A 24,178-nucleotide genomic window follows, 5' to 3' on the forward strand; every position below is an offset into this window, starting at 1 on the left:
ACGAAGATCTCCGGCGATGCCGGGCGAGCCCGTCTGGGCCTGCGAGGCGCAATAAGTTCCGTGGGGGATATCCCGCAGCGCCGCAGCAAAGACCCCGTTGCAGCCCGGACACTGGCAGGCAGCGCACACGCCGCGGGGCAAAATGCGCCCGCCCTCTCGACCTCCCGCTTTGCACGATTGACCACCCTCCACTCCGAAGCGTCCGCTGTCCGGAACGCCTCGCACCCCCTGCTCGCCTGCGGCGCGGTCGGTGCCACGCTGCTGGCATTCATCGTGCTGGGCCATGACGGCCGGCGGATCGCGCAGCTCGCGCTGCTCGCCGCGCCGATGGTGCTGTGGCTCGCGTGGCCGCTGCGCAGCGCGCGGCTGCGGCGCCTGCGCGCGGCGCTCGTCTGGCTCTGGGTGATGGGCTTCGCGCTCGACGGCGTGGCGCGCGCCTACCTGCTCGACACCTACCAGGCCGCGCCTGACGGCGCCATGGTGCTGGGTGCCGCGGCCAACACCAGCGTGCGCGAAAGCACCGAATACCTGAGGATGCACTGGCGGTCCGCCGTCGTCTGGTCGGCGGCGCTGGCGGGGGCCGCGGTGCTCGCGGGCATGTTCGTGCGGCGCGGTGCGGCGGCGGTTTCAGCTTCGGCGGCGCCGGGTGTGCGCCCGCGCCTACCGTTCTGGCTGAGATCGCTGGTGCTCGCGCTGCTGCTGCTCGCCTGCCTGGCCTATGCGAGCAAGCCGTGGCGCCGCCTTCATCCCGCGCTGTTCTGGTCCCAGTGGTCGCATTCGGTCCAGGCGCTGCGCGCCGCATGGGCCGACCAGCAGCAGGTGCGCGACCGCATGATGGCGCAGGCCAAGGCGATCGCGCCCGTGCCGCTGGAGGCCGGCCCGTCGACGGTGGTGCTGGTCATCACCGACAGCATCAACCGCGACAACATGGCGCTCTACGGCTACGGCCGCCCGACCACGCCGCGTCTGCTGGCGCACAAGGCGCAGGCCGGCGACCAGATGGCCGTGCTGCGCCACGCGTGGTCGGCGGATGCGAGCACCCTGCCCGCGCTGCGCAACCTGTTCCACTTCGGCTTGCCCCACACGGAGAACGGCGAGAACCCGCCGCACCTGCTGGCGCTGGCACGCGCCGCGGGCTACAAGGTCTGGTGGATCAGCAACCATGACGACCTGGCCATCGAGCAGCAGCATGCGCGCTTCGCCGATGTGGTGGACATGGTGAACCGCACGCCCGGCCGCGCCAGCGCCTCGCTGGACGGCGAGATCCTCGACTGCGTGCAGGAGGCGCTGCAGGATGCGGGCACCGACCGCAAGCTGATCGTGGTGCACCTCATGGGCGCGCACCCGCACTACAGCCTGCGCTTTCCCGAGAACGCCAATCCCTTCGACGACGACGTGGACGCGGTCGAGACCGGCCTGGTGAAGAACGGCCGGTCGGCCTGGGTGCGCCGCTTCCGGCAGGAGTACGACGCCGCGCTGCTGTACCACGACTTCGTGGTGTCCGAGCTTTTGCAGCAGACGCGCAGCGCGGGCAAGCCGCATGACTATCGCGCCTGGATCTACCTGTCGGACCACGGCCAGGAAGTGGGGCATGGCAGCGACCGTGCGGGCCACAGCCCTTCGACCGCTTCGGGCTACCGCATTCCGGCGGTGATCTGGCGCAACCGGCAGCCGCTGCCGGACGGCGCCGCGCAGCAGCAGCCCTTTCGCGCCGACTGGGCGGCCTGGACGCTGATGGACCTGCTCAAGATCCAGTGGCGCGGCCAGGTGCCCGAGCGCAACGTGCTGGACCCGGCCTACCGCTGGCAGCCTCCGAAGATCCCGGTGGCCGTCGAGTCGTTCTCGCGCTGACGAAAAGGCCGCCGGGGCTGCCCGCTCAGTGCGCCGGAACCAGGAAGTCCTGGCTGATGCGCCCGCCGAGCTCGTTCACCCGGTCGAGGAACTGCGTGAGGTAGGCATGCAGCCCGGTCGCAAGGATTTCATCGACGCGCGCGTACTGCAGGTCGGCCAGCAGCTTGCCGGCGCGGCGCTGGGTTTCGGCGCTCTGCTCGTTCTGCACCTTGGCGAGGTTGTTCACCACTTCGACCAGGCTCGCATGCAGCGAGCGCGGCATGTCGGCGCGAAGAATGAGCAGCTCGGCCACGCGCTCGGGCTTGATCACGTCGCGGTACACCTTGCGGTACACCTCGAAGGCCGAGACGCTGCGCAGGATCGCGCTCCAGTGATAGAAGTCGTACTCCTGGTCTTCTTCCGTGGCGGTGCCGAAGAACTCGCTGTTGAGTGCGTGGAACTTCACGTCCACCAGCCGCGCGGTGTTGTCGGCGCGCTCCAGAAAGGTGCCAAGGCGCGAGAAGTAGAACGCCTCGTCCTGCAGCATGGTGCCGAGCGTGACGCCGCGCGACAGGTGCGAGCGGAACTTGACCCATTCGAAGAACTGCGCCGGGTCGCGCTCGAAATCGCCGGCGCGCAGCATGCGGTTGACCTCGAGCCAGGTGGTGTTCTGGGTTTCCCAGGCTTCGGTGGTGAGTGCGCCGCGGACCGCCCGCGCGTTCTCGCGCGCGGCCTTGAGGCACGAAAGGATGGAAGACGGATTGCTCTCGTCCTTGACCATGAACTCCATCACGTCGTGCGGCGTGATCTGCTCGTACTTCTTGTTGTACGAGGGCAGCAGCTCGCTGATGGACAGCACGCCCTGCCAGCCGTACTTGGCCACTTCGGCCGACTGGGGCAGCAGCGAGGTCTGGTAGTTGACGTCGAGCATGCGGGCGGTGTTTTCCGCGCGCTCGGTGTAGCGGGACATCCAGTAGAGGTGATCGGCGGTGCGTGACAGCATCTTTTGTGCTCCTACGATTGGCTTTGCGTCTGTGCCGCCTTGTTGGGCCTGGGCGCGCGGTCGGCTTCCAGGATCCAGGTGTCCTTGGTGCCGCCGCCCTGCGATGAATTGACCACCAGCGAGCCCTCCTTGAGCGCCACGCGCGTGAGGCCGCCGGGCACCATCTGCACCTCGCTGCCCGAAAGCACGAAGGGGCGCAGGTCGATGTGGCGCGGCGCAATGCCGGCATCGACGAAGGTCGGCGATGTCGACAGGCTCAGCGTGGGCTGCGCGATGTAGCCGTCGGGCTTGGCGATGACGGCCTTCTTGAAGTCCTCGATCTCGGCCTGCGTGGCGGCCGGGCCGATCAGCATGCCGTAGCCGCCGGCGCCGTGCACCTCCTTCACGACGAGGTCCTTCATGTTGTCGAGCGTGTACTGCAGCTCGTCCTTGTTGCGGCACATGTAGGTGGGCACGTTCTTCAGGATCGGCTTTTCGCCGAGGTAGAACTCGACCATCTTGGGCACGTAGGGGTAGATCGACTTGTCGTCGGCCACGCCGGTGCCCACGGCGTTGCAGATGACGACGTTGCCTTCGCGGTAGGCGCGCATCAGGCCCGCGCAGCCGAGCGTGGAGGTGGGGCGGAAGACCTCCGGGTCGAGGAAGTCGTCGTCGACGCGGCGGTAGATCACGTCCACGCGCCGCGGCCCGCGCGTGGTGCGCATGTAGACGAAGTTGTCCTTCACGAACAGGTCCTGCCCCTCGACCAGTTCCACGCCCATCTGCTGGGCGAGGAAGGCATGCTCGAAGTAGGCGCTGTTGTACATGCCGGGCGTGAGCACCACCACCGTGGGCTCGGCCGTGGCGGGCGGTGCGCTGGCGCGCAGCGTTTCGAGCAGCAGGTCGGGGTAGTGCGCCACGGGCGCGATGCGGTTCTGGTTGAACAGCTCGGGGAAGAGCCGCATCATCATCTTGCGGTTCTCCAGCATGTAGCTCACGCCGCTGGGCACGCGCAGGTTGTCTTCGAGCACGTAGTACTCGCCGTTGCCCTGGGCATCGGGGGCGCGCACGATGTCGATGCCCGAGATGTTGGAGTACACGTTGTGCGGCACGTTGACGCCCATCATCTCGGGGCGGAACTGCGCGTTGTTCAGGATCTGCTCGGCCGGAATGATGCCGGCCTTGATGATTTCCTGGTCGTGGTAGACGTCATGCAGGAAGCGGTTGAGCGCCGTCACGCGCTGCACCAGCCCCTTTTCCATGCTCTCCCACTCGTGGGCCGGAATGATGCGCGGCAGCAGGTCGAACGGTATGAGCCGCTCGGTGCCGGAACCGTCCTCGTCCTTGGCGCCGTACACCGCAAAGGTGATGCCGACCCGGCGGAAGATCATTTCCGCCTCTTCGCGCCGCGATCGCATCACCTCGCCGGGTTGCTTCGCAAGCCATTGGTCGTAGCGCTTGTAGTGCTGTCGGATTGCAGCCCCCGCATAGGGCAACTGCTCATACATCTCGTCGAATTTGTGCATGGAACGACCAATCTCCTTGAGCCATAGCTTAGCAAGTTCGAGGCCAGTGAAAGCCCTATGTTGAGGCGAAACACCGCGCCGCCGCCCGCTTTCACGGCAGGCGGTGGTGCCAATACCGGGCGTTGCGCTCCCGTTCGCAGCCGACTTCGCCCGGTTCCCGGCTGCGCCACAGCACGGCGCCGCAAGGCACGCTCTCGACCAGCTTCACGCCCTGCGCGGCATAGCGCTCGACCACTTCCGGGGCCGGATGGCCGAAACGGTTGCGGTAGCCCGCCTGGACCAGCGCGATGCGCGGGCGCACCGCTTCGAGGAACACGGCACTCGACGAGCTCTTGCTGCCGTGGTGCGGCGCGAGCAGCACGTCGGCGCGCAGGTCGGCCGCGCGCGACACCAGCGCCGCCTCCTGCAGGCGCTCGATGTCGCCGGCCAGCAGCACCGTGGCGCCGCCGTTGGCGATGCGCAGCACGCAAGAAACGGCATTGGGCTTGGTGAACGACAGGTAGTCGCCCGCCGCCGGATGGAGGATCTCGAAATCCACGCCGTCCCAGCTCCAGCGCTGCCCCGCCTCGCAGCGCCGGGCCGGCCGCACCGACTGCAGCGGGTGCGCGGCTTCGATCGAGCTCGACAGCGCCGCCTGCGGCTGCATCGCGAGCACCGCGGGCGCGCCGCCGGTGTGGTCGCTGTCGCGGTGGCTCAGCACCAGCATGTCCAGCCGCTCGTCGAAGGCGCGCAGCAGCGGCACGAGCACGCGGTGGCCGGCGTCGCTCTCGAGGCTGTAGCGCGGACCCGCGTCGTACAGCAGGCTGTGCGTCGCGGTGCGCACGAGGATCGCATTCCCCTGCCCGATGTCCGCAGCCAGCAGTTCGAACTGCCCCGCGGCCGGCCGGGGCGCGTGCCAGAGCAGCACCGGCAAGAGGAGCGGCAGGCCCAGCGTGCGCAGCGACCACGGCAGCCGCATCGCAAGCAGGACGCCGCCCGCCACGCCGCAGGCCGCCATCCACACGGGCGGCGCCGCCATCGAGAGCGTGGCATACGGCAGTGCGGCCAGCCACCGCAGCAGCAGGGCCAGCGCCTGCACGGCCCAGGCGGCAAGCTCCCAGAGCGGCGGCGCCACCGCCCCCAGCATCGCCAGCGGCGTGACCACCAGCGTGACCCAGGGGATCGCCACCGCATTGGCCAGCAGCCCCACCACCGACACCTGCTGGAAAAGCAGCAGGCTCAATGGCGTCAGCGCCAGCGTGATCACCCACTGCTCGCGGAAGAAGGCCAGCAGCCGGGCCGACCGGCCCGCCGCCTCCTCGGCCGGCCGCATGAAGCCGGTCGCGAACAGGATGCCGACCGCCACGAAGCTGAGCCAGAAGCCGGCCTGCATCAGCGCCCACGGGTCGACGGCCACCACCACCGCCGCGATCAGCAGCCAGACATGGGGCCACGGCCAGCGCCGCCCCGTGAGCCGCAGCAGCGCCGCGGTCGCGAGCATCCACACCGTGCGCTGCGAAGGCACGCCCCAGCCGCTGAAAAGCGCATAGAGCCCGGCCAGCAGCACGCCGCCGGCCAGCGCGGCCTGCGGCGCGGGAACGCGAAGCATCAGCCAGCCGCTGCGCCGCCACAGCGCGCCCACCACGTGCGCGGCAAGCCAGGCGAACATGGTGATGTGCAGCCCCGAGATCGACATCAGGTGGGCCACGCCGGTGGCGCGGAACACGTCCCAGTCGCTGCGGTCGATGGCGCCTTGGTCGCCGGTGACGAGGGCGGCGATGACGCCGGCCTGCCGCGCGTCGGCCACGCGCTCGAACACCGCGTCGCGCACCGCCTCCCGCGCACGCTCGATCGGATGCAGCCATGTGGATTGCAGGCGTGCCGGCGCGGCATCGCGGGCGCCGGTTCGCACATAGCCGCTGGCATGCACGCCCTGCTCCCAGAGCCACAGTTCGCTGTCGAAGCCGTGCGGATTGAGATTGCCGTGCGGCGCCTTGAGCCGCACCGTGAGGCGCCAGCGCTCGCCCGCATGCAGCGCGGCCGCGTCGCCGGCGGTGGCTCGGCCTTCCGTGGCGCGCCCCCAGAGAGAGCTGTCCTCGCGGTACCAGCCGAGCGCGATGCGCGCCGGAACGCGTGGCGCAGCCCCGGCGCGCCCATCCGCCCAGCGCGCCGACTCCACATCGAGCCGAAAGCGCGTGCCGCCCTCGTTGCGCTGGGGCATCTGCGCGACCACGCCCACCACCCGCAGGTCGCGGCCTTCGAGGGCCGGGTCGAGCGCGCCCGCTGCGTAGACCGCCGCGCGCCAGCCCGCGAGCCCGCCGGCGGCAAGCGCACCGCAGGCCAGCGCAAGGGCCATCGCAAGCCCTGCTGGCATGCGAAGGTGCCATCGCCATCGGCGCGACAGCACCGCCAGCCCCGCAAGGCCCGCGAAGAGCAGCGCCGCATAGGCACCCGCGCTCCACAGCCGCGGCTGCTGCAGTTGCAAGGCCGCGCCGAGCAGCGATCCGCCCAGCGCAGCAAAGGCCCACGACGCCGCCGCGGCACGTGCCGGTCTCACCGGCCAACTCCATAACACATGATGCAAACCCTCCCCATGCTCGCGCTCAGTGGCGCGTTAATTGCTTTGCTTCTGGGCTAGTATGCGTCTCACAAGAGACATCTTTTCGATGCAATCTCGCAGTACTGCACACAAAACGCATGTCCATTCACGCCGCACTCCACCACGTCACCCACTACAAATACGACCGCCTGGTGCAGTTGGGCCCGCAGGTCGTGCGCTTGCGCCCCGCGCCGCACTGCCGCAGCAACGTCATCTCGTATTCGCTGCAGGTCGAGCCGGCCGAGCACTTCGTCAACTGGATGCAGGACCCGTTCGCCAACTACCAGGCGCGGCTCGTGTTTCCCGAGAAGACGCGCGAGTTCAAGGTCACGGTCGACCTGGTCGTCGAGATGGCGGTCTACAACCCCTTCGACTTCTTCCTCGAACCGCAGGCCGAGAACTTCCCGTTCAAGTACACCGCCTCGCAGGCCGAGGAACTCGCGCCCTACCTCGTCACCGAGGAACCCACGCCGCTGCTCGCGGCCTACCTCGACAAGATCGAGCGCAAGGAGCAGCGCACCATCGACTTCCTGGTCGGCCTCAACCAGCAGGTGCAGCAGGACGTCAACTACCTGATCCGCATGGAGCCCGGCGTGCAGACGCCGGAAGAAACGCTCACCAGCGGCAGCGGCTCCTGCCGCGACTCGGGCTGGCTGCTGGTGCAGCTGCTGCGCCATTGCGGCCTGGCCGCGCGCTTCGTCTCGGGCTACCTGATCCAGCTCACGCCCGACGTCAAGGCGCTCGACGGCCCGAGCGGCACCACGGTCGACTTCACCGACCTGCACGCCTGGTGCGAGGTCTTCCTGCCCGGCGCGGGCTGGATCGGCCTGGATGCCACCTCGGGCCTTTTGGCCGGCGAAGGCCACATCCCGCTCGCCTGCACGCCCACGCCTTCGAGCGCCGCGCCCATCGAAGGCGGGGTGGACGAAGCCGAGGTCGACTTCGGCCATGAGATGAAGGTCACGCGCATCTACGAATCGCCGCGCGTGACCAAGCCCTACACCGAGGAGCAATGGGCCGAGGTGCTCGCGCTCGGCGACGCTGTCGATGCGCGGCTGAAAGCCGGCGACGTGCGGCTCACGATGGGCGGCGAGCCCACCTACGTGGCCACCAGCGACCGCGACGCGCCCGAGTGGAACACCGATGCGCTCGGCCCCACCAAGCGCGGCTATGCCACCGAGCTCGTGCACAAGCTGCGCGCCGAATACGGCCAGGGCGGCTTCCTGCACTTCGGCCAGGGCAAGTGGTACCCGGGCGAGCAATTGCCGCGCTGGGCGCTGTCGATCTTCTGGCGCGCCGACGGCCAGACGCTCTGGCACGACCCCGAACTCTTCGCCGACGAGCGCGTGCCCACGCACTACACGAGCGAAGACGCGCGCCGCTTCACCACCGTGCTGGCGCACAAGCTCGGCATCACCGAGCGCTACGTCCAGCCCGGCTACGAAGACGTCTACTACTACCTCTGGCGCGAACGCCGCCTGCCGGTCAACGTCGACCCCTTCGAATCGAAGCTCGACGACGAGCTCGAGCGCGTCCGCCTGCGCCGCGTGTTCACGCAGAAGCTCGACGCGGTCATCGGCTACATGCTGCCGCTGGAACCCGCCAACGCCAATGCCGACGCGCCCGCGCTCGAAGGCCCGGGCTGGAAGACCGGCCCCTGGTTCCTGCGCGACGACCGGCTCTACCTGATCCCGGGCGATTCGCCGATGGGCTACCGCCTGCCGCTCGATTCGCAGCCCTGGGCCAGCAAGGGCGACTACCCCTACCTGGTCGAGCGCGACCCCACCGCGCCGCGCGCCGCGCTGCCGAGTTCGGCCGACTACCGCGCGCGCTATGCCGTGCCGGCCGGCGGCGCAGCGGGCGCCGACCTGGGCGCCGTGCCCTATGCCTTCGGTGCGCCGCCGGTGGTGCCTGCGGCCCTGCGCATGCAGGCGCCGGGCGAGACGGCCGCCGCAGGCACGGCCGCGAGCGGCGATGCCACCGCAGCCGACGACGCAGCCGCAGCCACCCGCTCTTCCGCCACGCCGTCCACGCGCCAGCCGGTGCGCGGCGAATCGGCCCACTGGGTCACGCGCACCGCGCTGTGCGTCGAAGTGCGCGATCCGCGCCGCGCCAATGGCCCCGCGGCCGAGAAAAAGGGCAGCGCCTCGGGCGTGCTCTATGTCTTCATGCCGCCGCTCGCGCGCCTGGAGGACTACCTGGACCTGGTCGCGGCCGTCGAAGCCACCGCGCAGCAGCTCGGCATGCGCATCGTGATGGAAGGCTATCCGCCGCCGCGCGATCCGCGTCTGAAGATGCTGGCCGTCACACCCGACCCGGGCGTGATCGAAGTCAACATCCATCCGGCCCACAACTGGAAGGAACTGGTCGCCCACACCGAGTTCCTCTACAACGCCGCGTTCGAGACCCGCCTCTCGGCCGAGAAGTTCATGACCGACGGGCGCCACACCGGCACCGGCGGCGGCAACCACTTCGTGATGGGCGGCGCCACGCCGGCCGACAGCCCGTTCCTGCGCCGGCCCGAGCTGCTCGCGAGCCTCTTGCTCTACTGGCACAACCACCCTTCGCTGAGCTACCTGTTCTCGGGCATGTTCATCGGCCCGACCAGCCAGGCGCCGCGCGTGGACGAGGCGCGCAACGACCAGGTCTACGAGCTCGAAATTGCCCTGAAGGAAATCGCGAAAAGCCGCGAGATCCACGGCCAGAACATGCCGGCCTGGCTGGTGGACCGCACGCTGCGCAACATCCTGATCGACGTGTCGGGCAACACGCACCGCAGCGAGTTCTGCATCGACAAGCTCTACTCGCCCGATTCGAGCACCGGCCGCCTCGGCCTGCTGGAGCTGCGCGCCTTCGAGATGCCGCCGCATGCGCGCATGAGCATTGCGCAGCAGCTGCTCATCCGCGCGCTGGTGGCGCGCTTCTGGGACGAGCCGTACAAGGCGCCCGTCACCCGCTGGGGCACCGAACTGCACGACCGCTTCCTGCTGCCGACCTTCGTCAAGATGGATTTCGACGACGTGATCAGCGAGATGCGCCAGGCCGGCTTCGCCTTCGATGCCGACTGGTTCGCGCCGCACCTGGAGTTCCGCTTTCCGCTGGTGGGCCAGGTGCAGGCGATGGGCGTGGAGCTGTCGCTGCGCAATGCGCTGGAGCCGTGGCACGTGATGGGCGAGGAAGGCTCGGCCGGCGGCACGGTGCGCTACGTCGATTCGTCGCTCGAGCGCATCGAGGTGCGCGTGACCGGCCTGAACGAAAGCCGCCACGTCATCACCGTCAACGGCAAGGTGCTGCCGCTGCAGCCCACGGGCACGGTCGGCGAATTCGTGGCGGGCGTGCGCTACAAGGCCTGGAACCCGCCTTCGGCGCTGCATCCGAGCATCGGCGCCCATGCGCCGCTGACCTTCGACATCGTCGACACCTGGATGAAGCGCTCGCTGGGCGGCTGCCAGTACTTCGTGGCCCACCCGGGCGGGCGCAACTACGATACCTTCCCGGTCAATGCCTACGAGGCGGAAAGCCGGCGCATGTCGCGCTTCACGCAGATGGGCCACACGCCGGGGCTGATGCGCACGCCGCCGGCCACCATCGAGCTCGCGGGCAGCCGCGAATTCCCGTTCACGCTCGATTTGCGGCGCTGACAGGGGTTTGAAAAGCCCGCAAGAGGACATTCAGCACATCGCCCGTCATCCGGCCGGTGACGGCAATGTGACAATCCACCTCCTGTGGAACCCCTGAACGAATCCCTGTTCGACGCCCAGGCGCTGGAATTTCCAGCCGCCCTGGCGTCGGCGCTCGCGCCGGCCGCCCTGCCCGGCCACTTCGACGAACTGCGCGGGCAAGCCACGCCGGCCGTGCCCGCGCGGCCGGCCGCGGGGGCAGCGCCCTTGGCGCCGATGCCGCCCATGCTCTACGACGCTGCGGCGCAGCCGCCGGGTCCGTCGCAGGCTCAATCACAGACACAAACTCAAACCCAGGTCCTTCAGCCCGCCCCCGGCGACACCCCGCCCCTCACGCCCGCCTGGAACGCCTTCTTCGAACAGCTCGGCCCGGGCGGATTCAACGACCTGCCACGGCGCGCGGTCAGCCTCGAGCGGCAGATCCGGGACAACGGCGTCACCTACAACGTCTACGCCGATGCCGACGGGCCGCAGCGCCCGTGGTCGCTCGACCTGTTCCCGCTGATCGTCTCGCCCGAGAGCTGGGCCCAGATCGAGACCGGCGTGCTGCAGCGCACGCGCGTGCTCGACCGCGTCATGGCCGATGTCTACGGCCCGCAGCAGCTGCTGGCCGAAGGCCTGCTGCCGGCGGCGCTGGTGCACGGCCATCCCGGCTACCTGCGCGCGATGCATGGCGTGAAGCCGCCGGGCGACACATGGCTGCACATCGCGGCCTTCGACCTCGCCCGCGGGCCCGACGGCAACTGGTGGGTGGTGTCGCAGCGCACCCAGGCGCCCTCGGGCCTGGGCTACCTGCTCGAGAACCGGCTGGCCATCACGCGCCAGTTTCCGCAGGCGTTCGAGGCCCTGCAGGTGCAGCGCCTGGCCGCCACCTACAGCGCCATGATGGACGGCCTGCAGCGCATGTGCCCGGCCGGCGTGCCGCCGCACATCGCGCTGCTGACGCCCGGCCCCTACAACGAGACCTACTTCGAGCATGCGTACCTCGCGCGCTACCTGGGCCTGACGCTGGTCGAGGGCAGCGACCTCACGGTGCGCGACCAGCGCCTCTACCTCAAGACCCTGCAGGGGCTGCGGCCGGTGCACGGCCTCATCAAGCGGCTGGACGACCAGTTCCTCGACCCGCTCGAGCTGCGCCCCGATTCCACGCTGGGCGTGCCGGGCCTGCTGCAGGCGATTCGCGCCGGCAATGTGCTGGTGGCCAACATGCCGGGCTCGGCCTTCCTCGAGTCGCCCGCGCTGCTGGGCTTCCTGCCCGGGCTCGCGCGCCGCCTCATCGGCGAAAAGCTCAAGCTGCCGGCGCTGCCGACCTGGTGGTGCGGCGAGCGCGCCGCGCTCGAGGCGGTGCTGCCGCAGCTGGGCGACTGCGCCATCAAGCCCACCTATCCCGGGTCGGACGGACAGACCAGCTTCGACGCGGTGCTCGGCAGCAAGCTGGGCCGGCGCGAGCTCGACGAATGGGCCGGCCGCATCGTGCGCGAGGGCGAGGCCCACACGGTCCAGAGCTACCTGCCGCTGTCGCAGATGCCCACCTGGGCCAACGACATGGGCCCCGGCCACATCGCGCCGCGCGCGATGCTGCTGCGCGTCTTCGCGGTGAGCGACGGGCCGCAGTCCTGGCGCGTGCTGCCGGGCGGGCTGGCCCGGCTGGCGGGCCGCGATGCGCAGATCGCCTCCATGCAGCGCGGCGGCAGCAGCGCCGACGTGTGGGTGCAGACGCATGGCGAAGTCGACCGCACCACGCTGCTGCAGCCGCATGCCACGCCGGCCTCGCTCGCGCGGCACCGCGCGCCCGTGACCAGCCGCGCGGCCGAGAACATGTTCTGGCTCGGCCGCTACACCGAGCGCGCCGAAAACGCCGTGCGCCTCGCGCGCCTCACGCTCAACCTGCTGGGCAGCGAAGACCAATCGTCGCGCCCGCTGCTCGACTGGCTGCACCGCATGGCGCTGCGCAATGCGCTGGTGCCGGCCGAGGCGCCGAGCGCGCCGCAGTCGCGCCGCGTGTTCGAACGCGCGCTGATCGCCGAGCTCGGCGACGTGGCGCGCGGCGGCAGCGTGGGCTTCAGCCTGCGCTGCATCCGGCAGGCCGCCGCCGCCGTGCGCGAACGGCTCTCGCAGGACACCTGGAACCAGATCGTGCGCGCCGAGGCCGACTTCCTGCGGCGCGCGGCCGAGCAGGCCGGCGAAGGCAGCTTTGCCACCGGCGCCGCGCTGCGCGCGCTCGAATCCGCCAGCACCGCGCTCGCCGCCATGACCGGCGCGCAGACCGACCGCATGACGCGCGACGACGCCTGGCGCCTGCTGTCGATCGGCCGCCACATCGAGCGGCTGGGCTTTCTTGCGAGCGCGCTGGAGGCCGGTTTCGAGAACGGCGCCGTGCACGAAGTGAGCGGCTTCGAAGCCATGGTGGCGCTGTTCGACAGCACCATCACCTTCCACGCCCGCTACCAGCAGCGGCGCGACGTGGCCACGCTGGTCGACCTGCTGGTGCTCGATGCCGAGAACCCGCGCTCGCTGGCATGGGTCACGCAGACGCTGCGCGGGCGCATTGCGCGCCTGGCCGGCAGCGCGCCCGGCAAGCTCACCGCGCTGTCGTACGAGCTGCCCGACCCCGCCGCCTGGACGCTCGAGCATCTCTGCGCGGCCGGCGCCGAGGCCGACTACCCGGCGCTGGTGCAGCTTCTGGCCAGTTGCGAGACGGCGGCCTACCATGTGTCCGACGCCATCGGCACGCGCTATTTCACGCTCACCTCGGAATCGCTGCGCTCGGTCGGCGCCTGAGGCGGGACGGCCCGCGCCGCTTCGCGCTGCAACCCCACAGGACCCCCATGCTCCTTCACGTCACGCACGAAACCCGCTACGAGTATTCGCCCGCGGTCGAAACGGCGCAGCACCTGGCCCACCTGAAGCCGCTGGCCACCGCCTCGCAGTGGCTCGTGAGCCACAAGCTCGCGATCGAGCCGCCGCCCGCGCAGCGCAGCGAAGTGCCCGACGTCTACGGCAACACGCGCGCCTTCTTCGCGCTCGAGGCCACGCACGACAGCCTCGTCGTCACGGCCGAAAGCGTGGTCGAGACCGGGGCGCCGCAGCTCGCGCCCGGCATTGCGCGCGAGCTGCCCTGGGAGGCCGTGCGCGAGCGCTTCCGCTACCGCAAGGACGCCACCTTCGACCCGGCCTCGGAGTTCGTGTTTCCGTCGCCCTACGTGCCGCGCCACGACGACTTCGCGGCCTATGCGCGCGCGAGCTTCGCACCCGAGCGGCCCACCTTCGACGTGGCCATGGACCTCACCGAGCGCATGTACCGCGACTTCGCCTACGACGCCGACAGCACCGAGATCAACACGCCCGCCGCCGAGGCGCTGGCGCAGCGCAAGGGCGTGTGCCAGGACTTCGCCCACATCATGATCGCGTGCTTTCGCGTCATGGGCCTGCCGGCGCGCTACGTGAGCGGCTACCTGCTCACGCAGCCGCCGCCGGGCCAGCCGCGGCTGGTGGGCGCCGATGCCTCGCACGCGTGGGTGTCGGTCTACCTGCCGGGCGAAGGCGACGGTCCTGAAAGCACCGGCGGCTGGGCCGATTTCGACCCCACCAACGGGCGCCAACCCGGCGAAGACTACGTCGCGCTCGCCATCGGCCGCGACTACTCCGACGTCTCGCCGATGCGCGGCGTGCTGCACGGCGGCGCGCGCCACACGCTCAAGGTGGGCGTGACGGTGCGTCCCATCGAGGAGCTGCGCGCGCAGGCCGAAGAGGCAGCGCAGTCACAATCACAGACTCCATCGCAACCCACTGAAAAGGATCTTCAATGAGCGTTTACGACAAGCTTTCCAGCCTCGGCATCACCCTGCCCCCCGTCGCTGCCCCCGCCGCGGCCTACGTGCCCTTCGTGCGCACCGGCAACCTCGTTTTTCTCTCGGGCCACATCGCCAAAAAAGACGGCAAGGTCTGGGCCGGCCAGCTCGGCGCGAACATCGGCACCGAAGAAGGCAAGCAGGCCGCGCGCGCCATTGCCATCGACCTGCTCGGCACGCTGCATGCGGCCGTGGGCGACCTGAACAAGGTCACGCGCATCGTCAAGGTCATGAGCCTGGTCAACTCCGTGGGCACGTTCACCGAACAGCACCTCGTGACCAATGGCGCGAGCGAATTCTTCGCCGAAGTGTTCGGCCCCGAGAAGGGCGCGCATGCGCGCAGCGCGTTCGGCGTGGCGCAGGTGCCGATGGGCGCCTGCGTCGAGATCGAGCTGATCGCAGAAGTCGGCTGATCTTCTTTCGTTGCCTCGCACCGCCTCAGGGCGTGACCGCGAGCTTCGAACAAAGCAGCCGCATCGCGGCGCCGATCGGCGCGATCACCGGCACCTTGAACCGCGGCGTCAGCGCGAGCGCCGCCTGCCCGAGCGGGCCGCCGCCGATGATCACGGCCTCGGCACCATCGTCGGCAATGCAGCGCTGAACGGCCTGCGCCAACGCCTCTTCTAGCGCGCGCGCATCGGCCACGAGCGCGCGCGGATCGCCCTGCGTGAGGCGGATGCCGCTGAACTGCGCGCGCAGCCCGAGCGCGGCGGCGCGCGCCTCGATGGGCGCCGCGAGATCGGGCGTGATGGTGGCGATGCCGAAGCGCCGGCCGCCCTCGCCCGCCGCGAGCATCGACGCCTCGGCGATGCCGACCACGGGCACGCACGCGTCGCGCCGCACCAGTTCCACGCCAGGATCGCCGAAGGCGCTGACGATCACGCCGTCCCAGCGCTCGCCCGCCGCCGTGCGCCACACCTTGAGCACCTCGGCCGCGGCTGCGTCCAGCTCGCGTTCGTTGACGATCATCGGCGGGCCCTGGGTCGCCGTGCGGCCCGTCACGCGGCAGCCTGCGGGGGCTTCGGCCGATGCGATCCCGACCATCATGTCGGTGGTCGCGACGGACGCGTTGGGGTTGATGAGCAGGATGTCTGGCATGCGGAAGGACGCTTTCTTCTTTGGGAGATCGGTTGTTGCGCGGCTCAGTTCGAACGCGCGAGCGACGCTGCCGGCGTCCCGTCGCCAAGCTCGGCCTCGCCGGCCAGCGGCAATGCATCGGGCGACTGGCCATAGGTCTCGGGCACGCACTGCACGCTGGCAACGAACACCGCGTACATCGCGGCGGCCAGGCCGAACACACCCACCAGCCCGAAGGCGTCGAACAGCCGGCCCGCCACCAGCGGCATCAGCGCGCCCGCGGCGGTGCCCGTGGCCAGGATGAAAGCGGTGCCGAAGGCGCGCACGCGCGTCGGATACAGCTCGGGGGCGAAGATCCAGATGGTGGTGTTGAGCAGCAGCACGAAGAACTGGAACACCGCGCCCGCGACCAGGATCACGGCGATGCTCTTGGCCACGAAGCCGATGGCCAGCGCCGCGAGGCAGGCGCACACGGCGCCGGCCGTCAGCACCCGCTTGCGCGGAAAGTGAAAGCCCAGCAGCGAGGCCGCAATGGCGCCCAGCAGGCTGCCGCCCTGCATCACCATCGTGAACATCAGGCTCTTGGACATGCTGTAGCCCAGCGTCACGAGGATGGTCGGCATCAGCGTGAGCACCGATATCTGCGCGCCGTAGGTCATCCAGATCGTGATGCACAGCGCAGCGGTGCGCCGCGCCAGCGCGCCGCGGAATATTTCGGTCACGCGCACCTTCGGCCGTGCGGCCTGCGCGCCCGTGCGGTCGTCGGTGATGTATTCACGCTCGGCCGCCAGCTTGCCCGACAGCCGCCCCGAGGCCAGCCGCGAGAGCACCGCGTTCGTCTCCCTGACGCGGCCCTGCGACAGCAGGAAGCGCGGCGTCTCGGGGATGAAGCGGCGATAGAACGCGCCAAGCAGAGCCGGCACCATGAGGCAGGCGAACAGCCAGCGCCAGGCGTTGTCGCCCGGGAACATCCAGAACACCAGCAGGCCGAAAGCCGGCGCAAGAAAGTTGCCCAGCCCGCCGGCGCCCACGTTCACCAGCCCCACGGCCGTGCCGCGGAACTTGGTCGAGCAGAACTCGGCCAGCATGGTCACGGCAATGGCGATCTCCCCGCCCAGCCCAAAGCCCACCACCGCGCGGCCCAGCGCCATCACCGTGAAGTTCGGCGCCATCGCGCAGATGCCCGCACCGAGCGTGAACAGCAGCAGGTCGATCGACAGCATCACGCGGCGCCCGTAGCGGTCGGCAATGAAGCCCGAGACGATGCGCCCGGTGGCTGCGCAGGCGAAGGTGACGGTGTTCAGGAAACCGATGTCCGATGCACTCAGCCCCCACTGCTCGCGCAGCATGGGGCCGACGATGCCCACCGCGTTCTGCTCGAAGGCATCGAACAGGCAGCCGATGAGGATCAGGAAGATGATCGTGTGGTGCGAACGCGTGACGCCGATGGTGTCGAGCGCGCGATCGAGCTCGGCGACTCGGGGCGAGTCGGGCCCGGAGGAGAGTGCAGGTCCAGCCATGGAAAACCCCTTGAGAAAGGATTGAAGTGCTCGTTTGCGCGTCGCAGCCCGGTGTCGCGGAACGCATGGTAGGCGGCAACGCACCTGAATGGCATATGGATTTCACCTACTTGGTGCAATTGAAATCCAAATTTCATCCCGTCACAAGCCTGCGCAAGCTTCGTGCCCGTTTTTTCGGCCTCGACAGCCGGGTGCCAGCTCAGCCCCTCAGAGCTCGCCGTTTTCCTCGTGCCCCAGCTCGATCGCCGCCAGCCGCTTGCGGCCGGCCGAACCGGCAGCCTCGACCACCATCGTGGCGATCAGGTCGCACACGCCCATCACGGCCGCGTGGTTGTCGAGCAGCCCTGGGCCGCGGCAGTCGCATTGCAGCGACCAGGTGGCATCCGCGAAATCAGGCGAGGCGCGGTCGCTGATGTAGACGATCTTCGCGCCGGCGCGGTGCGCGGCCGCCAGCAGGGTGTCGAGCTGGCGGGTCTGCCGGCGCAGGCCGAACACGATCACGCAGTCGCGCTCGCCCAGCCCCGCCAGGTGCTCGGCCAGCGTTTCGCCCGGTCCCGGGATGGCCGTGACGCGCGGCACCACCTGGATGATCTGCCAGCGCAGGTACAGCGCGAACGCATGGCTGCTGCGCGTGCCGAAGATCAGCACCTGCCCCGCGCCGATGATCGCCTTCACGATCTCGGCCATCTGCCGGTCGTCCAGGCGCTCGAAGGTGTTCGCGAGGTTGGCCTGCGACTGCTGGAAGTGCGTGGCCACAAGATGGCCGCGCTTGGAGGCTTCGGTGGCGTTCTGGAACAGCGGGGAGCCGGTCTGCTTTTCTTCCCGCACGTGGCGCCGTGCCTCTTCATAGTTCTCGTAGCCGATGCGCCGGATGAAGCGGCTCACGGTGGAAGGCGACACGCCCGCGAGTTCCGCGAGTTCATTGCCCGCATAGCTGGCCAGTTCGCCGGGAAACTCCAGGACGAAATCGGCAAGCTGGCGTTCGGTTGCGGGCAGCTGGTCGAGCTGGCTGCGAACGCGGCGGACGAAGGAATCGGCGGACATGGGTGGGCGGTGGGAAGCGGCGCACGATGATGCCACGCCGCCTCGCGGCGCTACGGCTGTGCCTGCGACGAGCCCCGCACCACCAGCTGCCCCGGCAGCAGCAGCTGGCGCGGTGCGGCATCGAGCCCGCGCAGCCGCTCGATCAGGCAGGTGGCGGCCGTGCGGCCGATGGCGTCAGTCGGCTGCGCCACGGTGCTCAGGCCGGGGCCGATCAGCGAGGCCCATTCGGGATCGTCGAAGCCGACGAAGCCCAGGTCCTGCCCGAACTGCCAGCCCAGCCGCGCCATCGACTGCGCGATGCGCAGCGTGACCACCGCATTGCCCGCGACCACGGCCGCGCGGCGCCCCCGTTTGGCGCGCTGGCGCAGCGCGCGCAATGCCTCGTCGAGCGCATCGCCGTCGCCCTCCACGCTTTCGAACACCTCGCCCGCCACGCGCGGCTCGTGCGCGGCCACGCAGGCACCGAAGGCGGCCGTGCGCTCGCGCCGCGAGCTCACGCCCTTCTGCGGCTCCGTCACGTAGAGCAGTTCGCGGTAGCCGCCCTCGACCAGGTGGCCGCAGGTGTCGCGCATGGCCGAATGGTTGTCGAGCGCGACGAAATCGGTGTGCATGCCGGTGTGGCGCCGGTCCACCAGCACCGCGGGCTTGCCGTGCAGCGTGACCGCGTCGACCACGTTGCTGCCGCGGCCCAGGGTGTTGAGGATGAAGCCGTCGACCTGGTAGCCCGCGAGCGCATCGATGGCCTCGCGCTCGCGTTCGCTCTCGTTGCCCAGGTTGAACAGCATCACCAGGTAGCCCGCGTCCTGGCAGGCCTTCTCGGCGCCGCGCAGCACGGCCACCGAATAGGGGTTGGTGATGTCGGCCACGATCAGGCCGATGAGGCGCGAGCGCCCATGGCTCAGCGCCTGCGCCATCGGGCTCGGCGTGTAGGCCAGCTTGGCGATGGCCGCCTCCACCCGCGCCGCGATGTCGCGGCTCAGCAGGCGCTCGCGGTGGTTGAGAAAACGCGAGACGGTGGCCTTGGAAACGCCCGCCGCCTCGGCGACGTCGGCGATGGTGGCGCGGCCGCTGGGGTTCATGCGCGGCTCATGCCGCCGCCGTGTCGTACGGCGCCGTCGGCTTCTCGCCCGCCAGCACCTGCAGCAGGTTGGTCGTCGCAAGCTCCGCCATGGCGTGCCGCGTTTCGTGCGTGGCCGATCCGATGTGCGGCAGCGGCGTCACGCGCGGATGGGTGCGCAATGGCGAATCGGCGGGCAGCGGCTCCTTCGCGAACACGTCGAGCCCGGCCGCGCGCAGCGTGCCGTGGTCGAGCGCGTGCAGCAGCGCTTCTTCGTTGACCGTGGCGCCGCGGCCGCCGTTGATGAAGGCCGCGCCGGGCTTCATGCGCGCGAAGAAGGCGGCGTCGATCATGCCGCGCGTCGCGTCGGTCAGCGGCAGCATTGCCAGCACGATGTCCGAGCGCGCGAGCAGATCGTCGAGCGGCGTATGCGTGGCGCGGCCCTGCAACTCGGGCGCCTGCGCGGCCAGGTCGACCGGGCGGCGCGCGTGGTAGAGCACCGGCATGCCGAACCCCAGCGCCGCGCGCCGGGCCACGGCTTGGCCGATGCGGCCGAAGCCGAGAATGCCGAGCGTCTTGCCGTGCACGTCGGTGCCGAAGAGTTCGTCGCCGATGTTCTTGGTCCAGCGGCCTTCGCGCACCATGGTCGAGAGCTCGACGACGCGGCGCTGCGTGGCCATCAGGATCGCGAACACCGTGTCGGCCACGGTCTCGGTCAGCACGTCGGGCGTGTGGCACAGCACGATGCCGCGCCTGTGCAGTTCCGCCAGCGCGTAGTTGTCGACGCCGACCGATATGCTCGAAATCACCTGGAGCTGCGGCGCCGCGTCGAGCAGCGCCGCATCGACCGTGTGGCTCGCACCGATCAGTCCATGTGCGCCGGGCAGCGCGGCGGCAAAGGCCTCGGGCTCCTTGCGCGGATCGGCCACGGTCACATGGTGCGCAGCCTGCAGGCGTGCCAGCTGGTCTTCAGGCAGGGGCCGGAAGACCAGCACGTTCTTTTTTGTCGTCGTCATGGTCAGAGTCCTGCTTCTTCGAGTTGCGCGCGCGTCGGCAGGCCTTCGGTGTCGCCCAGCACCTGCACCGCGCGCGCGCCGATCCAGGCGCCGCGGCGCACGGCCTCGGGCACGCTCCGGCCTTCGAGCAATGCGCTCACCACGCCGGCTGCGAAGCCGTCGCCCGCGCCCACGGTGTCGATCACTTCCTTCACCGGAAAGCCGTCGACATGCCCGGTGCCCGCCACGTGGCTGTCGTAGTAGGCGCCCGCTGCACCGAGCTTGACGACCACGAGCTTCGCGCCGCGCTGGCGGTAGAACTTCGCCACGTCTTCGGGCTTGTCATGGCCGGTCAGCAGCAGGCCTTCCTCGATGCCCGGCAGCACCCAGTCGGCGCGCGAGGCGAGTTCGTTGATCCAGTGGCGCATGGTCTCGGTCGACGGCCACAGCGTGGGCCGCAGGTTGGTGTCGAACGAGATCGTGCGGCCGGCCGCGCGCATCACGTCCATGGACTTGAGCGCAGCCTGCAGGCTGGTGTCGGAGATGGCCGCGAACACGCCCGTGGCATGCAGGTGGCGCGCCGAGCGCAGCCAGGCCTCATCGATATCGGCCGGGCCCATCTGGCTCGCGGCCGAGCCCTTGCGGTGGTATTCGACCGGCGGATCGCTGCCGTCGGTGACGCGGCCCTTGAACTGGAAGCCGGTGCGCTGCGCCGGATCGCAGATGACGTGCGAGCAGTCGATGCCCTCGGCCTTCATCGCCGCGATGAGGTAGCGCCCCATCGAGTCGGTGCCCAGGCGGCTGGCCCAGCCCACCTTGAGCCCCAGGCGCGAGAGGCCGATGGCCACGTTGGTCTCGGCGCCGGCGGTGCGCTTGTGGAACGCCTGCGCGTCCTCCAGCAGGCCCGGCCGGTCGGCCACGAGCAGCAGCATGGCTTCGCCGAACAGGGCAACGTCGAAAGCGGTGGGTTCTGTCATGTGTGTCTCCCTAGCCTCGCGCGGCGCGGAGGAAGTCGACCTGCGCGCGCACGACGGCCGGCAGGTCGTCGCCGGCCAGAGGATATTCGATGGCGTGCGGCACATCGGCAGGCAGCGCACGCAGCACCGCGCGCCACGGCGCGGCCGAGTCGGCCAGCGGCACCGCCACCCACTTGTGCGGCAGCCGCTGCGCGCCCTTGCAGTGCACGTAGCGCACGCGGCGTCCCAGCGCCTGCGCGGCCTGCAGCGGGCACTCGCCGAGCCAGTGCCAGTTGCCCATGTCGAAGGTCATGCCGAGCTCGACGCCGGCGCGGTCGGCCGCGTCGAAGAAACCCTGCAGCGCGGGCAGCGTGCCGGCGCGCACGGTCTGGTCGTTCTCGATCAGCAGTTCGACACGGGTTTCCGCAAGCTGCACCTTCAGGCCCCAAAGCGAGCCGTGCGAAGACGCGCGAAAGTCGCCGATCGACATCTTGAGCCGCCGGGCGCCGAGCCTGGTTGCGGCCGCGATGCCGCGTGCCAGCGCGGCGCTGTCGAGCCAGCCGCCTTCGGCCCAGAGCCCCTCGGGGCTCGAATACACCGCGGCCAGTCCGGCCAGCGAAGGCAGCTCCGCGTCGGCGTTGCGCAGCATCTCGCCGCGCACCTCGACCGAATCGGCACCGGCCTCCAACGCCATCTGCGCGCACCAGAGCTGGCCATGCCTGCCCACCTCGGCCGCACCGAAGGACGACAGAGAAATCAATACCTGGAAGGACATCAGTGGGCCTGGTGCGAACTCAGGATCTGGCCGAGGAACTGGCGCGTGCGCTCGTCCTTCGGGTTGCCGAAGAATTCCTGCGGCGGCGCCTGCTCGACGATCTTTCCGTCGGCCATGAAGATCACGCGATCGGCCACGCTGCGGGCAAAGCCCATCTCGTGCGTCACGCACAGCATGGTCATGCCGTCTTCGGCCAGGCCGATCATGGTGTCGAGCACTTCCTTGACCATCTCGGGGTCGAGCGCCGAGGTGGGCTCGTCGAACAGCATGATCTTGGGCGACATGCACAGCGCGCGCGCAATCGCCACGCGCTGCTGCTGGCCGCCCGAGAGCTGGCTGGGGTACTTGCCGGCCTGCTCGGGAATGCGCACGCGCGTGAGGTACTTCATGGCCACCTCTTCGGCCTGCGCCTTTGTCATGCCGCGCGAGCGCATCGGCGCGAGCGTGCAGTTCTCCAGGATGGTGAGGTGCGGAAACAGGTTGAACTGCTGGAACACCATGCCCACTTCGGCGCGCACCGCGTCCACATTCTTGCCGCCCGCGGTGAGCTCGATGCCGTCGACCACGATGCGGCCCTTCTGCACCGTCTCGAGCCGGTTGATGCAGCGGATGAGCGTGGACTTGCCCGAGCCCGAGGGCCCGCAGATCACGATGCGCTCGCCCTGGCGCACCGACAGGTCGATGCCGGTCAACACCTGGAATTCACCGTACCACTTGTTGACCGCTTCCATGCGGATGATCGATTCCGTCGTCATGCCAGGATTCCCTTCAAGCGCTTTCGCTTATTGCATCTTGGGCAGGTCGGCCTGCAGCCACTTCTGGTAGAGCTTGTTGAGCTCGCCGTTGGCGGTGTTCTTGGCGACGAAGTCGTTCACCGCCTTGGTCAGCTCTTCCTGGCCCGGACGCATCGCGATGCCCATCGACTGCTGCACCAGCGTGAACTTGTTCTCGTAGGTGCCGGCAGGCACGCGCTTGGCGATCTGCGCGGCCACGGTCACCGAGCAGCCGATCGCATCGACCTGGCCCGAGATCAGCGCCTGCATGGCCGAGGCGTCGTCGTCGAAGCGGCGGATCTCGGTGCCTTCGGGCGCGGCCTTGGTCACGGCCACGTCTTGCGTGGAAGCACGGGCCACGCCCACGCGCAGGCCCTTCAGGTCGCCGGCCGCCTTGATGGGGGTCTTGGTGGCGCCGTACAGCACGATGGTCGCGGCCGCATAGGGCTGCGAGAACTGCACCTGCTTGGCGCGCTCGGGCGTGATGGCGAGCGAAGCGACCAGCAGGTCGACCTTGTTGGTCAGGAGGAAGGGAATGCGGTTGGGGCCGGTCACCGGCACGATGTTGGCCTTGACGCCCCAGTCCTTGGCCAGCAGCCTGGCCACGTCGGCGTCGTAGCCGTCGGGCTGGTTCTGCGCATTGGTGGTGCCGTAGGGCGGAAAGTCGACCAGCATGCCGATGGTGATCTCGCCCTTCTTCTTGATGTCGGCCACGGACTGTGCCGAGGCGAAGGGTGCGAACACGGTGAGCGCGGCGCCAAGGCCAAGTGCTGCGAGCGCTGCGCGGCGGGTGGTGGTACGGGTCATGGAAAGTGTCTCCTGGATAAAGAAGGAAGCAATGAGAAAGGGAAAGGAATCAGCGGGCCAGCGCCCGTGCGCGCCTGCGCTCCATGCGGGCAGCAAGCAGCGACAGCGGCCAGCAGATCGCGAAGTAGATGGCGGCCACCACCGAGAACACGACCAGCGGCTGGAAGGTGGCGTTGTTGACGACCTGCCCGGCGCGCGTGACCTCGACGAAGCCGATGATCGCGGCGAGCGACGTGCCCTTGGTGATCTGCACCACGTAGCCCACCGTGGGTGCCAGCGCGATCTTCAGCGCCTGCGGCAGCACCACATCGCGCATTCGGGCGCCGTACTTGAGGCTCAGCGCCTCGGCGGCTTCCCACTGGCCGCGCGGAATGGCCTCGATGCAGCCGCGCCAGATCTCGCCGAGGAAGGCGGCGCTGTTCAGGATGAGCGCAACGCCGGCCGCCACCCAGGGGTTGATGTCCAGCCCCAGCACCGGCGCGCCGAAGAACACCAGGAACAGCTGCAGCAGCAGCGGCGTGCCCTGGAAGATCTGGATGAAGGTGGTCGACACGCCGCGTGCCCACGGCGACTCCGACGTTCGCATCAGCGCAATGGCGAGCCCCAAGATCGCGCCGCCCACGAAGGCAATGGCCGACAGCGCGAGCGTCCACTTGGCCGCTTCGAGGATGAAAAGGAATTCGGGAAAGCCGAAGGTACGCATGGTTTTTTCCTGCTCCGCTCTGGG

At 69.5% G+C, this 24,178-nt stretch carries 18 protein-coding genes; 5 read left to right on the forward strand and 13 right to left on the reverse strand.

Translation table 11 applies throughout. The features are described from left to right. The first annotated feature begins 6 nt into the window (after positions 1-6). Positions 7-1,851, forward strand: a complete 1,845-nt coding sequence (locus AC1DMS_RS24285) for a phosphoethanolamine transferase (RefSeq protein ID WP_478181940.1) — start codon at positions 7-9, stop codon at positions 1,849-1,851. 25 nt (positions 1,852-1,876) lie between these two features. On the opposite strand, the gene AC1DMS_RS24290 is transcribed toward AC1DMS_RS24285, so the two are convergent. The 3 genes from AC1DMS_RS24290 to AC1DMS_RS24300 all read right to left on the reverse strand — a co-directional run bounded on the left by AC1DMS_RS24290 (position 1,877) and on the right by AC1DMS_RS24300 (position 6,874). Further along, positions 1,877-2,833 carry an alpha-E domain-containing protein gene (locus AC1DMS_RS24290; protein WP_012748499.1) on the reverse strand — a complete coding sequence of 319 codons (957 nt, stop codon included), beginning with the start codon at positions 2,831-2,833 and terminating at the stop codon, positions 1,877-1,879. 11 nt (positions 2,834-2,844) lie between these two features. Beyond that, positions 2,845-4,338, reverse strand: a complete 1,494-nt coding sequence (locus AC1DMS_RS24295) for a circularly permuted type 2 ATP-grasp protein (RefSeq protein WP_478181890.1) — start codon at positions 4,336-4,338, stop codon at positions 2,845-2,847. 91 nt (positions 4,339-4,429) lie between these two features. Then, positions 4,430-6,874, reverse strand: a complete 2,445-nt coding sequence (locus tag AC1DMS_RS24300) for a DNA internalization-related competence protein ComEC/Rec2 (RefSeq protein WP_478181891.1) — start codon at positions 6,872-6,874, stop codon at positions 4,430-4,432. Positions 6,875-7,014: 140 nt separating this feature from the next. Here AC1DMS_RS24300 and AC1DMS_RS24305 point away from each other — a divergent pair, with 140 nt between their 5' ends. The 4 genes from AC1DMS_RS24305 (at position 7,015) to AC1DMS_RS24320 (ending at position 14,860) form a co-directional block, all read left to right on the forward strand. Next, positions 7,015-10,557 carry a transglutaminase family protein gene (locus AC1DMS_RS24305; RefSeq protein WP_478181892.1) on the forward strand — a complete coding sequence of 1,181 codons (3,543 nt, stop codon included), beginning with the start codon at positions 7,015-7,017 and terminating at the stop codon, positions 10,555-10,557. A gap of 84 nt (positions 10,558-10,641) precedes the next feature. Further along, complete coding sequence (locus AC1DMS_RS24310) at positions 10,642-13,377, forward strand: circularly permuted type 2 ATP-grasp protein (protein ID WP_012748503.1); 2,736 nt, start codon at positions 10,642-10,644, stop codon at positions 13,375-13,377. Positions 13,378-13,424: 47 nt separating this feature from the next. Next, positions 13,425-14,405: a transglutaminase family protein gene (locus tag AC1DMS_RS24315; RefSeq protein WP_478181893.1), complete on the forward strand. Its 981-nt coding sequence runs from the start codon at positions 13,425-13,427 to the stop codon at positions 14,403-14,405. Further along, a complete protein-coding gene (locus AC1DMS_RS24320; protein WP_012748505.1) occupies positions 14,402-14,860 on the forward strand; it encodes a RidA family protein in 459 nt (152 codons plus the stop codon). Before AC1DMS_RS24315 ends, AC1DMS_RS24320 begins: the two co-directional genes overlap by 4 nt. 25 nt (positions 14,861-14,885) lie before the next feature. Here AC1DMS_RS24320 and AC1DMS_RS24325 read toward each other — a convergent pair whose 3' ends face one another. The 10 genes from AC1DMS_RS24325 to AC1DMS_RS24370 form a co-directional block, all read right to left on the reverse strand. Next, complete coding sequence (locus tag AC1DMS_RS24325) at positions 14,886-15,545, reverse strand: aspartate/glutamate racemase family protein (RefSeq protein ID WP_062366536.1); 660 nt, start codon at positions 15,543-15,545, stop codon at positions 14,886-14,888. Between the two features lie 44 nt (positions 15,546-15,589). Next, positions 15,590-17,044, reverse strand: a complete 1,455-nt coding sequence (locus AC1DMS_RS24330) for an MFS transporter (protein WP_478181894.1) — start codon at positions 17,042-17,044, stop codon at positions 15,590-15,592. Between the two features lie 207 nt (positions 17,045-17,251). Next, on the reverse strand, positions 17,252-18,088 hold the full coding sequence (locus AC1DMS_RS24335) for a MurR/RpiR family transcriptional regulator (protein WP_012748508.1): 837 nt from the start codon (positions 18,086-18,088) through the stop codon (positions 17,252-17,254). 50 nt (positions 18,089-18,138) lie between these two features. Next, positions 18,139-19,167, reverse strand: coding sequence for a LacI family DNA-binding transcriptional regulator (locus AC1DMS_RS24340; protein WP_012748509.1), 1,029 nt, complete (start codon positions 19,165-19,167; stop codon positions 18,139-18,141). A gap of 7 nt (positions 19,168-19,174) precedes the next feature. Continuing rightward, the gene (locus tag AC1DMS_RS24345) at positions 19,175-20,161 is read right to left on the reverse strand and encodes a 2-hydroxyacid dehydrogenase (protein WP_478181895.1); all 987 of its coding nucleotides are present in this window, start codon (positions 20,159-20,161) and stop codon (positions 19,175-19,177) included. A 2-nt stretch (positions 20,162-20,163) separates the two neighbouring features. Then, on the reverse strand, positions 20,164-21,117 hold the full coding sequence (locus tag AC1DMS_RS24350) for a sugar kinase (RefSeq protein ID WP_478181896.1): 954 nt from the start codon (positions 21,115-21,117) through the stop codon (positions 20,164-20,166). A 10-nt stretch (positions 21,118-21,127) separates the two neighbouring features. After that, positions 21,128-21,871 (reverse strand): sugar phosphate isomerase/epimerase family protein, encoded by a 744-nt coding sequence (locus AC1DMS_RS24355; protein ID WP_478181897.1) that lies wholly within the window; start codon positions 21,869-21,871, stop codon positions 21,128-21,130. After that, complete coding sequence (locus tag AC1DMS_RS24360; RefSeq protein ID WP_478181898.1) at positions 21,871-22,626, reverse strand: amino acid ABC transporter ATP-binding protein; 756 nt, start codon at positions 22,624-22,626, stop codon at positions 21,871-21,873. The genes AC1DMS_RS24355 and AC1DMS_RS24360 overlap by 1 nt, the downstream gene beginning before the upstream one ends. 27 nt (positions 22,627-22,653) lie before the next feature. Beyond that, the gene (locus AC1DMS_RS24365; RefSeq protein ID WP_478181899.1) at positions 22,654-23,451 is read right to left on the reverse strand and encodes a transporter substrate-binding domain-containing protein; all 798 of its coding nucleotides are present in this window, start codon (positions 23,449-23,451) and stop codon (positions 22,654-22,656) included. A 49-nt stretch (positions 23,452-23,500) separates the two neighbouring features. Continuing rightward, positions 23,501-24,154, reverse strand: a complete 654-nt coding sequence (locus AC1DMS_RS24370) for an amino acid ABC transporter permease (RefSeq protein ID WP_478181900.1) — start codon at positions 24,152-24,154, stop codon at positions 23,501-23,503. Between the last annotated feature and the right edge of the window lie 24 nt (positions 24,155-24,178).

Source organism: Variovorax sp. 05T418, from assembly GCF_056396385.1.